Origin of the sequence: Desulfovibrio sp. 7SRBS1, from assembly GCF_049723905.1 — a bacterium.
In the GTDB taxonomy this organism is placed as follows: Bacteria; Desulfobacterota; Desulfovibrionia; order Desulfovibrionales; family Desulfovibrionaceae.
Window position 1 is genome coordinate 418,487 of record NZ_JBJKFD010000001.1, and the last position, 13,635, is coordinate 432,121.

A 13,635-nucleotide genomic window follows, 5' to 3' on the forward strand; every position below is an offset into this window, starting at 1 on the left:
GCTGTGACCGTATTATGTTTCATCTTTTATGAAAGTTCTTCCAAATCATATTGTGTTCTGAATTTTTTGCGTAATTTGGCCAGTGACTGCGAATGAAGCTGCGAAACGCGTCCTTCCGTTATATCCATAACCTCGGCTGTTTCACGCATATTGAGTTCTTCACCGTAATACAGTGAAAGAACGAGTTTCTCTCTTGGAGTCAACTCATCTATAAGCAGAGCTATTTTATCAACGATTTCACGGAATGAGGCATTTTGGAACGGATCGTTTTCCTGGGATGCCTGTTTCATGGAGGCCAGGTTTTCACTCACAGCTTCGATGCTTACGCAGACCTGATTTTGCAATATTTCAAGTGCCTGATCCACTTCTCTGGCATCCAGGCCGGTTTCTTCACACAATTGCTCTGTGGTTGCAGTCTCACCTGTTTCGGTTTCTATTTTTCGGATGCATTCCTCAAGCGTACGAATCCGATGCCGCATGCCACGGGAAAACCAATCCAACCGGCGCAGTTCATCAAGCATGGCCCCTTTGATGCGGTTTTCCGCATAGGTTTCAAACTTAAAACCACGTTCCGGTTCGAATTTTTGCAAAGCCTCCATCAAGCCCAAAGCCCCCGCACCGAGCAGTTCAGAAAGCTCGATGGAGCGGGGGAGTTTGGCCTTCAGGCGCAATCCGATGATCTTGATCTTGGGGGCGTAATGCCGGACGACCTGATCCTTTTCTCTGGGGGACAGGTCATCCCAATGTTTCCGCCCGCTATCCAGATCAAGCCACGGACTGTTCCTGGAAGAGGAGTTTTTTCCAGAAAAATTTAATGTTTCCATCCAATTGAGTGGTTGCCTTCCAACGGTTGATCGAAGCTGCAACCTGCCGGACTGCCCGGCTGGCAGGTGCTTCGGGAAAAAGATGGCAAAACGGTTTTTGTTGCACTACGGACCTTCGCACAGCGTTGTCACGAGGAATCCAGCCAACCATATCCAAAGATACGCCGCCGAGAAACTGGTCGCAAGCCTTGTACAAAGTTACGAAGATGTTTTTTGCTATCTTGGCATCGTCCGCCAAATTCACAAGTACCTTGAACCGGTCCACTCCATGGTTGTTCTTGAGCACCTTGACCACGGCATAGGCGTCGGTAAGGGATGTCGGCTCGGGAGTGAGTACCAGCAGGCGTTCCTGTACCGCCAGGTTGAAGTACAGGACGTTGTCATTGATACCCGCCCCAGTGTCAACAACAAGAAAGTCGACCTCGTCGTCGAGCACATCCATGGCTTCGAGCAATTCCAGCTTTTGTCCCGTATCGAGAGACAGCATTTCGTTGACGCCGGATGCGGCCGGAAGAATCCGGAACCCGTAATCGGTTTTCAGCAGTATTTTTTGTAATGCGGTCCCTTCGTGAAACAAGTGGAAGAGATTGTATTTGGGAGCCAGCCCCAGCAGCACGTCAACATTTGCCAAACCAAGGTCGGCGTCCAAAAGGACAACCCGTTTGCCCAGCTTGGCCAGCTCCAGACTGGCGTTGACCGAGACGTTGGTTTTACCCACGCCTCCCTTGCCGGAAGTGACCGAAAAAACCAGAGGTAATGCACTCATAAGCCGTATCCAAACCTTGTGTTGCAGGCTAAAGTCTTAATTTCAGGCCGCTGCTTTTGCCGTCCGCCGAACAGACGGGGCAGCGGGCATTTCATGTTTGAACAACATTTTCCAGATATCCATCGCCGTAAACTGGGTTGCAGTTTCCCTTACTCCAGGGCCGTATGACAACGTGGCAATGGGCAATCCGGTTGCTTCGCCCACATTAACCAGAGTTCCAAAACTACAGGCTTCGTCGAGTTTCGTCCACATGATGTCCGTAGTCATGGAGGAACAGTAGTTTTCCAGGTAGTGCGAGCATTGTGCCGGGGCATATAAAGGGGAGAGCGTCAAATGTATGGCTGTGTCCCTGGTGCCCCGGATTCCGAAGTTGTCCAAAAGTTCATCAACCTTGCTCCCTTTGGGGAGAGCCGGAGTGTCGATCAGTATGAAATCGTAGCGAGTGTTGGCCGTAATGTTTTTGAGGTCGTCGGCGCAAAACACATCGCGGTAGGCGACCCCGGAAAGTTCAGCATAATGTTTGAGTATCAAACGGCCCTTGCCATTGGGGTCGTCGGCGTTGATCAAACATATTTTGGCGCCAGGATCGGCTCTGCGGATGTTCAGCGCCAGAGAAAGAATGCATGTCGTTTTGCCGCTTCCACTGGGGCCGGTCAGTACATGAATGCGCCGGGAAGTGGCGTCCGTCATGGGGCGGGTAGGAACGAGTGATCCCAAAGCATCCAATACGGACATGCCGGGATCGGCCCGCAGGCAGGAGAACATCGACATGATGATGCGCATGTCGACGCCTTCGCTTTCAAGGTAGTCCAGTGCCTGACGCTGGCGGGGAGTGAGACTGGTGAAGTCGGCTTTTTGGCCGGCCAGTCCCAGCAGCATGCCCTTGATTTGGGCCCATTCCCTTCGCCAGTCGTTTTCTCCTTCAAAATGTGGTGCCGATGACGGTTGAACGACGGTGTCGTCTTTTTGTCTTCTGGAACCGCTAGGAGTTTCCTGAGCCGTCTCTGGTGTCGATTCTTTGGCGGGAATCTCGATAGCCGCCATGATTTCGCAGACAGAGCGTCCATCCTCGCGTACGGACTTGTTGCTCAGGATGATGGCATCATTTCCCAGTTCTTTTTTTATCTGGGCCAGAACTGCCGCCGCGCTTTTTCCTCTGTACGTTTTAACCCGCATTGTTCAAATCCACCACTGCTATGGTTTGTAACCGAATGTCCGCAGGAATTTCAGCCTGGGATATGACAGGTAATGTCGGAATAAACCTATTCACTATCTGTGCCAGATGCGGTCGAATAACCGGAGAAGTGAGGAGAACCGGTTGTCCGTCAGTCGCCAGGGCGTTTTCTGTGACATTGTTGATGGATTGAATGATCTGCTGAGCCTGCATGGGATCAAGGGCCAGATACGCCCCCTGGTCCGACTGCCGCAGGCTTTCCTGAAGTATGCGTTCAATGGTGGGCGACAGGGTCAGCAAGGGCAGGGTACCGTCCGAGCCAAGGAAAGGCTTTACGATGGTGCGGCCCATGCGGGAGCGGACGTATTCCGTCAGCTGATCCGGATCTTTGATGCCGTTCCCGTAATCGGACAGCGTTTCCACAATGGTCAGCAGGTCGCGAACAGAGACGCCTTCGCGTACCAGGTTCTGGAGGACCTTCTGTACTGTGCCCAGGTTGAGAACATTGGGGACCAGATCTTCCACAGCTTTGGGAGCTCTTTTTGCCAAGTTGTCCAGCAGTTGCTGTGTTTCCTGACGGCCGAGGAACTCGCCGAGGTTGCGCCGGAAGACCTCCGTGAGGTGGGTGGCGATGACCGTAGCGGGGTCAACCACGGTGTAGCCTGCCAGCATGGCTTCTTCCTTCTGGGATTCCGGAATCCAGAGGGCAGGCAGGTTGAAGGCTGGCTCGCGGGTTTCCACGCCCTGGATGCGATGCTTGACGTCGCCCGGGTCCATGGCCAACAGGTGATCCACCAGGATTTCTGCGGAAGCCACTTCGTTGCCTTTGACGACTACACTATATTGCCCGGGGTTGAGCTGCAGGTTGTCGCGAAGGTGCAGGGAGGGAACGATGAGCCCCATGTCCAAAGCGAACTGGCGGCGGATTGAGCGGATGCGTGAAAGCAGGTTGCCGTCCTGGGATTCGTCCACCAGGGGGATAAGTCCGTAGCCGACTTCGAGTTCGAGCTGGTCGAGGGGCAGAAGGGCCTGCACTTCTTCCGGAGTATCCAGAGATGGAGCGGTCTCCTGGCTTTCCTCTTTGGCCGCCAGGGTTTCGTTTTCACGCTGGGTGGACATTTTGGTAATTGCGAACACGACAGCTGACATGATGAGAAAGGGAATGGTCGGCATGCCGGGCACTACCCCGAACACGACCAGAATTATGGATACCAGGCGCAGTGCCCTGGGATGCAGGGTCAACTGACCGATAAATTCTTCGCCCATTTTGGCTTCTGCTGCGGCACGGGAAACTATGATACCTGCGGACGTAGAGATAATGAGGGATGGGATGGTGGAGACAAGACCATCACCAATGGTCAGCAGGGTGTATGTTGTGAGGGCATCATTCCAGGCCATTCCTTTCATGAACACGCCGATGCCGATGCCGCCGATGATGTTGACGGCGGTGATCATCAGACCTGCGTTGACGTCTCCCTGTACAAATTTTCCAGCACCGTCCATGGCGCCGTAGAAGTCTGCTTCACGGCGGATGTTATCGCGCATCTTGGTGGCTTCTCTTTCATCAATAAGTCCGGCATTGAGGTCGGCTTCAATAGCCATCTGCTTACCGGGCATGGCATCCAAGGTGAAGCGGGCGGCCACTTCGGCGATACGTGTCGTACCGGAGGTGATGACTGTTTTGTTCAGGATGAAGAGAATCATGAAGATGACGACGCCGATGAGATAGTTGCCCCCGACAACAAAATCGCCAAAAGATTGAATAACGCTACCTGCTGCCGAGGTTCCTTCGTCACCATGCAGAAGGATGAGCCTTGTCGTTGAAACGTTGAGTGCCAGGCGCAGCATGGTTGTGACCAGAAGCAGGGAAGGGAAAATCGAAAATTCCATGGGCGAATTCATGAACATTGAAGTAAGCAGGGTGACCAAGCCCAGGGAAATGCTGATGGTCAGCATGAAGTCGATAAAAATCGTCGGCAGAGGCACAAGCATGACGAAAAGAATGACAACAACACCCACAGCCAGGAGAATATCGCCCTGTTTGGCAAACTTGTTGTAGTCGAGATTGATGCCTGAGTATTTTGTGCTAACGTCTGAAGCCATTTCTTTGACACCCCGGCGCTGGAGTTGATTTTATCTGTCCCGTTGGACCGTGCGCCCGGCTCTCTTGATCTTCGCCAGGATTGAGGCAACGGCCTTGTACATTTCCTCAGGGATGATGTCCCCGATTTCAACTTGTTTATACAAGGCCTGTGCCAATGGCTTATTTTCCCTGATGGGAATGTTGTTTTCGCGCGCTATTTCTTTGATCCGCTCGGCTACTGCGTTGATGCCCTTGGCAAGGACAACAGGAGCCGGGGCTTCCAGGGCGTCGTAGCGCAAGGCTATGGCATAGTGGGTGGGGTTGGTTACAATCACGTCCGCCTTGGGCACGTTCTGCATCATGCGCGCGGCCATGGACTCCATCATTTTTCTACGTTGCTTTTGTTTGATCTCCGGGTTTCCTTCAGCCTGCCGCGCTTCGTCTTTTACCTCCTGCTTCGACATCTTGAGCCCTTCAGTATACCGCCACCGTTGATAAACATAATCGGCAATGCCGATGAGCAACATTGGTATGAGTGCGTAGTAGGTCATGCGGTATGCCAATTCCAGGAGGTTCTGAGCTATGCCAGCTGGAGTGGCGAAAAAGAGCGGTTGAAGCTTGGGCATTTCATCGCGAAGAACAATATAAGGAGCATAACCGACGGCGATAGCCATAAGGAGGTTTTTGCCGAGGCGGAGGAATACCTGGGGGTCCAGAACAAGACGCTTGAGACCAGCCGCTAGGTTGAAAATTTTTCCGAATTTGGGCTTGAATACTTTGGTTGTCCAAAGTTTCCCTACCTGTACGCGCAGTATTATGAATGCTGCCAGCATGATGCAAAAAAAGAATGGCAGGAGAATAAAGGCCAACTCCGAGGACAGCATAAGGAGCAGCTCGTACACGCTGTTTTGAGTAGGTGTAAAAATGAGGTGTTCGCCCAGAAAGTACCTGAAAAGGTGGGCCACCTTGTTGGCGATATAAGAAAACAGAGTCAGTAACGAAAAAACCCCGACAGCAAGCACAGCCGCTTTGGAAAGGTCTTCGCTTTTGGCGACGGACCCATCCTCTCTTGCTTTTTTGATTCGTTTGCCGGTTGGTTTCTCTGTTTTGCTTGGATCTTGGGCCACGGGAGCCCCTCCAACAGGTTTTATTGTTTTGTCTTGTTAGTGACCTACTTGGTGCCCATTTCCATCAGATTTTGGAACATGGGGCCCAGATGGGCAACATACTCCTGAACATGTCGAGCCAAGTAAGTGAATATCAAAGACATAAAGGCGAAGCCCACAGTGATTTTGAGTGGGAAGCCGAGTACGATCAGGTTCATTTGCGGTGCGACTCTGGAGATAAGTGCCAGGGCGAGGTCAACCATAAATACAGCTGTCATTACCGGAGCGGTAATTTGTAAGGCCAAAACAAAAATTTGTCCGGCAAGGTTCAGGACCTGTAACCCGAGTTCCTGAGAAATATACAGTCCCCCCGGCGGAACCATAACGAACGATTGGGCAAGGGCCTTTATGAGGTACAGGTGCCCGTTGAATGTGAGGAAACAAAGGAGGCTTACCATATACAAAAAATGGGAAGTGACCGGATTGTTGACGCCGGTCAACGGGTCGATGACGTTGACCATGGCGAAGCCCATCTGGAACCCCATGATCATACCCCCAAACTGAATGGCGGCAAAGAGGAAGCGGACGACCATGCTTAGCATAAGGCCGAGGGTAACTTCCCCAAACAGCATCAGGCAGATTGACCATATGTTGGCGGGCAGTGCAGTGCCAGGAAAGCTCAACATGGGCCAGACAGCCAACGTAAGAACAAGACACAGGGCAACTTTAATTGGCGTAGGAACAACACCTCCACCGAAAAAAGGCAACATGAAGACTACCAAACTAAGGCGCATCAGTGTCAGCAGAAAACTGAAGATTGTAGCTGGGTTGAATTGGAAAATATCCATGTGGGAGTCTTAGCAAACAACGCGCCATTAGGCGATATGATAATGCAGGGAAAACTCGGGAACTGGCGGTGGTATTGGAACGAGAAGGTGGGGCAATGTTTTTTGCATAAAAAAACACCCCGGTCACTTTCGTGAACGGGGTGGAGTAATCTGCTTTTGTAGTTTCGGCTAATTCAAGATGTAGCGGAGAGGGTTGACGGGGACACCGTTGAGTCTGACTTCATAGTGCAGATGAGGGCCGGTGCTTCGTCCGGTGCTGCCCACATAGCCGATGAGCTCTCCGCGGGTTACGGTTTGTCCTTTTTTGACAGCCATGCGGCTCAGGTGGGCATATTTGGTTACGATGCCGGATTCGTGGTTGAGGGCGATGCTCATGCCATAGGAACCATCCTGACCAGCCTGAATGACCTCTCCCCTTGCAGGTGCGTACACGGGGGTGCCGAGAGCACTGGAGATATCAAGCCCTTTGTGAAATTCACGGGTGGCTGTAAAAGGGGAGCGTCGATAACCGAACGGGGAACTGATCCATCCATCCGTGGGCCAGATACTGGGAGTGGATGCAAGAATGTCTTCCTTGGCTTTTATGTTGGCCAGAAGTTCCTGCTGGCGGACTTCTTCAAGTCGAGACTCGGTCGACAACTGCTTGAGAAAGTGATGCATCTTTCTGGCAAGAAGTTCCTGTCTGTACAGCATCAGATAATTTTTGGAAAAGTTGCCGTTTTCAGGACCGCCCAGCGAAGAAACATTTTGCTGACTTCCCTGGTCCGTGTTGAGCATTACACGCAGTTTCGAGTCAAAGTCTCTGACGCGAGTCAGGTCTTTTTCCAGACCTTTGACTTTGTCGGCAAGACTCAGCAGCTGGGTCTTCTGACGTTGTGAATTTTTTTCCGCGTCGGTGAGTTCTTTGACCATGCGATCATGGCTGGCGTAGAACTGCCATAGGTATACATTGGAGGCTGCCAACCCAAGAAAAAGGAGAACCAGAAAAATCGCTGTCCATGAACGGTAGCGAAATTTACAGCAAGTTCCGGTTCCTTCTCGGAAGATGACTACCTGGTATTTTTTGAAAAGCATAATTTATTTCTTTTGTTGTTCTATACGTTACAGGCGCATAGTGAATAAACGCTTAATTAGTTAAGGTAAATCAAGGTCTAGGTCAAGTTGCCAACGACTTATTGCATTGGCAACGTTCTGTAGCTTTTTTGGGTCTTTCCCCAATGACTCCCGTAACCAGATAAGTGTTTGTTTTCTGGAGGAAGTTTCAGAAGAAGGACAAGGGTTTTGCCAAATGGGCAGAGCCCAGGCTTTGGCTGCCTTGCGGATAAATTGCTTCTCCACCAGAAGCAGGGGGCGGATAAGATGTAAACTACCGCCAAAGTAAGACGCTTTGCCAGCCATCCCCTCGACTTTTCCGGTATTGATCAAATTCATGAAGAAAGTGGAAATGAGATCGTCCTTATTATGCCCTATGGCTAGGTGGGTCAATTTGTATTGACGGCACAGGTCGAAAAGCCTTTTGCGGCGAAACCAGCTGCAATAAAAGCACGGAGAGTTCTTGTGGTTTTTGGAAGAGTGGGCATCCGGCCCCATCGTGCTTTTTTCGCAATGCAGGGCAATGCCGTTGTCTCCTGCCCATTTAACAAGAGGCGCATGGTTATCGGGGGCAAAGCCGGGATTGATGTGCAGGGCCATAATTTCAAAGGGAAATGGGACGATGCGTTGCCTGTAGCGCAATACCTGGAGCAAAACAAAAGAGTCCATTCCACCGGATACGGCAACGCCGATACGGGCATGCGGATGGATGTGCTCTGTCTGCTGCATGAGTTTGCCAGCGGCGGCAACACAGGTTTTTTGGGAAAAATTGAGTTTGGAGCGCAGTGAAAAATCCTCCGTAGGGCCCGAAAATTTCTGAAAGGCGGGCCGCGGTCAGAGCTGCTTACAAAAGGTGCGAAAACTGTGCAAGCGACATTTTGCAGCGAGAGCAGCAAGACTTGACCGCCTCTCCTACTGAAGGTAATAAGTTATCTCTTGTGCGTCCGCCCAACCACCAATGTCGAGAGGGCGGGAAGTCCCAACTCCCATACGGGAAAAAGTCCCAGATTTTTACTCGGAGAGTGTTGACAACTCAACTTTCCGGTTTAGCTAATACCAGGAGTTAATTATGGCCAGAATTACAGTAGAAGACTGCCTTGAGCGGGTTAACAACCGTTTCCTCATTGTTCAGATGGGTATCAAGCGCGTCAAGCAGTATCGCGAAGGATACCCGCCTCTGGTTGAAGTCAAAAATAAGGATATAGTCACTGCGTTGCGGGAAATTGCCGCAGACAAGGTGAGACCCGCCGAGTCCATTGAGGAAGCCGGTATTATCGTCAACGAAGAATAGTGGGCATGTCAACCAAACGTTGCTATTACGAAGTACTTGGGGTTTCCAAAGGCGCGTCAGGGGACGAAATTAAACGTGCCTATCGCAAGCTTGCCTTTGAGTATCATCCTGACCGTAACCCGGATGATGCGGAAGCTGAGGAAAAATTCAAGGAAGCCGCAGAAGCCTACGAGATTTTGCGTGATCCCGATAAACGGGAACGCTATGATCGGTTCGGACACCAAGGTGTGAATGGGCAGGCAGGCGGTGGCTTTTCAAACACCGACGATATTTTCAGCACTTTTTCGGACATCTTCGGTGAGTTTTTCGGTTTTTCCGGTATGGGCGGTCCTGGCAGCAGAACCCGGGCTACAGCCGGAAACGATCTCCGCTACAATCTGACAGTTTCCTTCCGTGATGCCGCCAAGGGCAAGGAAGTAACTCTGAATATTCCCAGAGATGTTCCTTGTTCGCATTGCGGTGGCAGCGGTGCTAGACCTGGGACTTCGCCCAGCACCTGCGAACACTGCGGTGGCAGCGGGCAGGTGCAGCGCAGCCAGGGCTTTTTCCAGATTGCCATGCCATGTCCCATATGCAAGGGGCAGGGGCAGGTGATCACTGATCCGTGCCCTGAATGTCGCGGAACAGGTCTTGTTGAGGAAACCCGTGAGCTCAAGGTTCGTATTCCTGCTGGTGTGGACACGGGCAGCCGACTGCGTTTACGTGGCGAGGGTGAAATGGGTGCCCATGGAGGGCCTCCCGGCGATCTCTATGTGGTGGTCTATGTGGAGGACGACAAGGTCTTTCAGCGCCAGGGCCAGGATCTTATCCTTGAGCAGGATATTACTTTTGTTCAGGCGGCGTTGGGTGATCGGGTTGAAGTTCCAACACTTGACGAGCCCATCTCCATGGATATTCCCAAAGGCACCCAAAGCGGAGAGGTCTTCCAGCTTCGCGGGTTGGGAATGCCTCGAATCGGCGGTGGAGGGGCTGGTGATCTTCTGGTTAAGATTACGGTCAAGACTCCGACCCGGCTGAGCAAAAGGCAGGAAGAACTTCTTGAGGAGTTTGCCCGGCTGGATGAGGAAAAGCCTCTCAAAAAAGTTAAAAAGTTTTTTAACAAGGCGAAAAAAAGGGCAACCGGAAGCTGATATGTCCGAAGAGTTTTCACATATTGATGAAGACGGCGGAGCCCGTATGGTTGACGTGGGCGCTAAGTCGCCCACGCAACGTACAGCCGTTGCTCAAGCCGAAGTGCGGCTTTCCCAAAAAACGTTTGGTCTGCTTGTCGAAAAAGCCCTTCCCAAAGGGGACGTCCTGACCACAGCGAAAGTGGCTGGGATTTTGGCTGCCAAGCAGACCCATCTTCTGATTCCCATGTGTCACCCGCTGCCGTTAAGCTATGTGGATATCAATTTTGAAATACGCAGCAGCGACCATACCGTGCGGATTTTGGCCGAAGCCAGGACAGCCGACAGAACCGGTGTGGAAATGGAAGCACTGACAGCTGCTTCCGTGGCAGCCCTTACCATCTACGATATGTGCAAAGCCGTTCAAAAGGATATCATTGTCGATCAGGTCCGTTTGTTGAAAAAAACGGGCGGAAAGAGCGGCGATTTCATTGCTGAAATTTAGACAGGAACTTGCGGATTCTTCCACAAGTTCCTGTCTTTTTGTTTTCATATCGGGCAGTTCAGGCTCTGCGAAAAACACTCCTGTGAGTTGGATAGCAAATTTTTTGTGCGGCTTCTTTGCTTGCCGGAAGTGCTGTTCCTTTTATTTTTTCGTTTCACAGTCTTCAGAAAAGTTCTTCCTTGGACTTTTATGAGTATGAGAGGAAAATATCCCGAGTGTTTCACTCATCTTCGCTACTGTCTGTATCAGGTTGTTTTGCGTCCTTGTAAAAACAACCAGCGGCCCTATGCTACCGTGCTTTCTTGCGTGTAAAACGACATGCTTTCCTGAGATTGATATGCCTTCATGGCGATACCAACCAGTGTGCTGTTTTTCCCTGCTTGTGTAGAGGGAGTGTTGGCGATGCTGGACAGGTTCACATCACCGTTCATATACGCCTGCAGCAATTCATTCGAGCTTACCACGCCATCTTTGTTGAGATCGTATTCATCGTACTCATCGTCATCTTCTGGGGCAGAGGCTTTGCTTTGAGCGCCGGAAGATGCGAATGGTCCCGATGCGTCCGAGACGGAAGCTGTCGGCCCGGGGTGAGAGATGTCAACTTCTGACGATTTCAAAGATTCTTCAAGCTCGGCCGATGTTATTTTGCCGTCCCCATCGGCATCCAGCAAGTTGAACTGTTCGTCTGTCAGCTGGCTTTCTTTCCGGCTCAAAACACCGTCTTCATCTTCATCGTTTGCAGCAAAATGCTGCTGGAGTATCTCCTGAGGAGAGCCCTGCATTTGCACGCTGAGGTACCCCAGGTGTCCCAGCTTTTGGTTTTGCTTTTTCATATCGGCACTGATTTCTAGTGCCGATAGGTGCCCATCGCCGTTGGCATCGGCGACATTAAACCTACTTCGGTTTAAACCTGATTCCTCCCATGTAAGCTGCCCATCGTTATCTTTATCCCTATCGCCTACAAAAGAAGTGGCAAAATCGTCAGGCGTGTCCTTGGCGTCTTGCATTTTTGCCATGAATTCTTGAGTAAGGCCGGGGTAGGTCGAGCTATGTATGCTCGAGATACTCATAGCTTACCTCCGAATGTAAAAAGGTTCACAAGATAGGACAAATTTTCCGCATTCTGCGTAGTTAGCAAAAAATATTCCCAGAGCTAGTTGCTTACAAATGGCTGCTCATTGCTGATGATTTATTTCAAGAGTGGAAGGCGTTAATGGTGAAGTATTCTTTTTGTATTTTATTTCATCATGTTAGGTTGTAAGTGTAGGCTGAAATCTCGTTTGAGCTTACAAGAATGCCAAATGTGAATGAATAATTGTTCATGTACATGACAGGCTGTTGAGGGGGGAGTAGGCATTTTTTGCAGGTAAGGGAAAAGAAGGTGCTTTGAGAAGCAGCCCTCGAATTGGAAAGGGAGAAAAAAACGCTTCCGGAATTCCGGAAGCGTTTCGTGTTTGAGAGAAGGAGAGTCGTCTGGCTCTAAAAAGGCTATCTTTTGTGCATGGGTACGTATTTTCGTTCTTTGGATCCCATGTATATCTGTCTGGGGCGGTGGATCTTCATGTTTGGATCCTGGGATTCCTCGTACCAATGAGCAATCCACCCAGGCATACGTCCAATTGCGAACATAACCGGGTACATGGGAACGGGAATTCCCAGTGCCCTCAGAATCAGACCAGAATAAAAGTCCACATTAGGATAAAGCTTGCGTTCAATGAAAAAGTCATCGTTAAGAGCGGCTTCCTCAAGCTCCTGGGCTATATCCAGCAGGTCATCCTGCAATCCCAGGGTATCCAGCAGATCATGGGCAGCACGTTTCAGTACGCGAGCTCGGGGGTCGAAGTTTTTGTATACCCTATGACCGAATCCCATCAGCCTGAATTTCTTCTGCTTTACCTGCTCGAGATAGTCTTTGACGCTGAGTTTTTCCCTATGCAGATAGTCCAGCATGTCCATGACGGCAGAGTTTGCCCCTCCGTGCAGTCTTCCCCATAAGGCGCATACGCCTGCGGATACCGAGGCAAACAGGTTGGCTTCTGTGGAACCGACCATACGAACAGTGGAACAGGAACAGTTCTGTTCATGGTCGGCATGGACAATGAGGAAAAGCGTCAGAGCCCGGACAACTTCCTGTGGCGGATCGTACATGCGGTAGGGAATGGAAAACATCATGTGCAGGAAATTGCGGCAGTAGCTTAGATTGGGGTCCGGATATACTGCCGGTTCACCAATGGACTTTTTATAGGCGAATGCCGCAATTGTCCGCACTTTGCTGATGATTTTAGCCGCAGCTAGCCGCATGTCCGACGTATCCTGAATGTTCAACAGGTCGGTATGGTAGCTGCCAAGGGCGTTGAGCGCGGCAGACATGATCGCCATGGGATGTCCGTTGGGAGGGAATCCTTCAAAATGGTGAAGCATGTCTTCGTGAAGCAGCTCGTTTTCGCGCAAAAGGCTGCGAAAATTCGTGCGTTCTTCACGTGTGGGCAGTTCGCCGAAAATCAGCAGCATGGCGGTCTCGATGAACGAGCTGCGCTGTGCCATTTCTTCAATAGGGTAGCCGCGGTAGCGTAGGATTCCTTTTTCTCCGTCTACAAAGGTAATGCCGCTTTTGCAGGCCCCCGTGTTGGCATAACCTGGGTCCAGGGTAATGAAACCAGTTTGGCTGCGTAACGAGGAAATATCGATGCCGACTTCATTTTCCGGACCGTACACAACCGGAAGCTCAATTACTTTTCCATCCAGTTCAAGCCGTGCAGTCTTTTTTTCGTTCATAACAATCCTTGGCCTCAAGCCGTATAAGACGGTTTATCCGCAGAATGAGCATACATGTGACT

13 protein-coding genes are annotated in these 13,635 nt (G+C 50.9%); 3 read left to right on the forward strand and 10 right to left on the reverse strand.

The window, feature by feature from the left end; all coding sequences use genetic code 11:
- Window positions 1-26 precede the first annotated feature (26 nt).
- The 8 genes from ACI0FJ_RS02045 to ACI0FJ_RS02080 form a co-directional block, all read right to left on the reverse strand.
- On the reverse strand, window positions 27-824 hold the full coding sequence (locus ACI0FJ_RS02045) for a FliA/WhiG family RNA polymerase sigma factor (protein WP_424298295.1): 798 nt from the start codon (window positions 822-824) through the stop codon (window positions 27-29).
- Window positions 766-1,590, reverse strand: a complete 825-nt coding sequence (locus ACI0FJ_RS02050) for a MinD/ParA family protein (protein ID WP_424298297.1) — start codon at window positions 1,588-1,590, stop codon at window positions 766-768. The genes ACI0FJ_RS02045 and ACI0FJ_RS02050 overlap by 59 nt, the downstream gene beginning before the upstream one ends.
- A gap of 42 nt (window positions 1,591-1,632) precedes the next feature.
- Window positions 1,633-2,766, reverse strand: a complete 1,134-nt coding sequence (locus ACI0FJ_RS02055; RefSeq protein ID WP_424298299.1) for a GTP-binding protein — start codon at window positions 2,764-2,766, stop codon at window positions 1,633-1,635.
- The gene (gene flhA / locus ACI0FJ_RS02060; protein ID WP_424298301.1) at window positions 2,756-4,867 is read right to left on the reverse strand and encodes a flagellar biosynthesis protein FlhA; all 2,112 of its coding nucleotides are present in this window, start codon (window positions 4,865-4,867) and stop codon (window positions 2,756-2,758) included. The genes ACI0FJ_RS02055 and flhA overlap by 11 nt, the downstream gene beginning before the upstream one ends.
- A gap of 30 nt (window positions 4,868-4,897) precedes the next feature.
- Window positions 4,898-5,974, reverse strand: coding sequence for a flagellar biosynthesis protein FlhB (gene flhB / locus ACI0FJ_RS02065; protein WP_424298303.1), 1,077 nt, complete (start codon window positions 5,972-5,974; stop codon window positions 4,898-4,900).
- 44 nt (window positions 5,975-6,018) lie between these two features.
- Window positions 6,019-6,801 (reverse strand): flagellar biosynthetic protein FliR, encoded by a 783-nt coding sequence (gene fliR, locus ACI0FJ_RS02070; protein ID WP_424298305.1) that lies wholly within the window; start codon window positions 6,799-6,801, stop codon window positions 6,019-6,021.
- A gap of 168 nt (window positions 6,802-6,969) precedes the next feature.
- A complete protein-coding gene (locus ACI0FJ_RS02075) occupies window positions 6,970-7,875 on the reverse strand; it encodes a M23 family metallopeptidase (protein WP_424298307.1) in 906 nt (301 codons plus the stop codon).
- Window positions 7,876-7,935: 60 nt separating this feature from the next.
- Window positions 7,936-8,622 carry a tRNA lysidine(34) synthetase gene (locus ACI0FJ_RS02080; protein ID WP_424298309.1) on the reverse strand — a complete coding sequence of 229 codons (687 nt, stop codon included), beginning with the start codon at window positions 8,620-8,622 and terminating at the stop codon, window positions 7,936-7,938.
- Window positions 8,623-8,962: 340 nt separating this feature from the next.
- On the opposite strand from ACI0FJ_RS02080, the gene rpoZ reads away from it, so the two are divergent.
- From rpoZ to moaC, 3 genes are read left to right on the forward strand one after another with little or no spacing between them, the layout of a single operon-like run.
- Window positions 8,963-9,184, forward strand: coding sequence for a DNA-directed RNA polymerase subunit omega (gene rpoZ, locus ACI0FJ_RS02085; RefSeq protein ID WP_424298311.1), 222 nt, complete (start codon window positions 8,963-8,965; stop codon window positions 9,182-9,184).
- Between the two features lie 5 nt (window positions 9,185-9,189).
- On the forward strand, window positions 9,190-10,314 hold the full coding sequence (gene dnaJ, locus ACI0FJ_RS02090; RefSeq protein ID WP_424298313.1) for a molecular chaperone DnaJ: 1,125 nt from the start codon (window positions 9,190-9,192) through the stop codon (window positions 10,312-10,314).
- A gap of 1 nt (window position 10,315) precedes the next feature.
- Window positions 10,316-10,798, forward strand: coding sequence for a cyclic pyranopterin monophosphate synthase MoaC (gene moaC / locus ACI0FJ_RS02095; protein WP_424298315.1), 483 nt, complete (start codon window positions 10,316-10,318; stop codon window positions 10,796-10,798).
- 284 nt (window positions 10,799-11,082) lie between these two features.
- On the opposite strand, the gene ACI0FJ_RS02100 is transcribed toward moaC, so the two are convergent.
- Both ACI0FJ_RS02100 and ACI0FJ_RS02105 read right to left on the reverse strand, forming a co-directional pair.
- Window positions 11,083-11,868, reverse strand: coding sequence for an EF-hand domain-containing protein (locus tag ACI0FJ_RS02100; RefSeq protein WP_424298317.1), 786 nt, complete (start codon window positions 11,866-11,868; stop codon window positions 11,083-11,085).
- A 418-nt stretch (window positions 11,869-12,286) separates the two neighbouring features.
- Window positions 12,287-13,573 carry a citrate synthase gene (locus ACI0FJ_RS02105; protein WP_424298319.1) on the reverse strand — a complete coding sequence of 429 codons (1,287 nt, stop codon included), beginning with the start codon at window positions 13,571-13,573 and terminating at the stop codon, window positions 12,287-12,289.
- Between the last annotated feature and the right edge of the window lie 62 nt (window positions 13,574-13,635).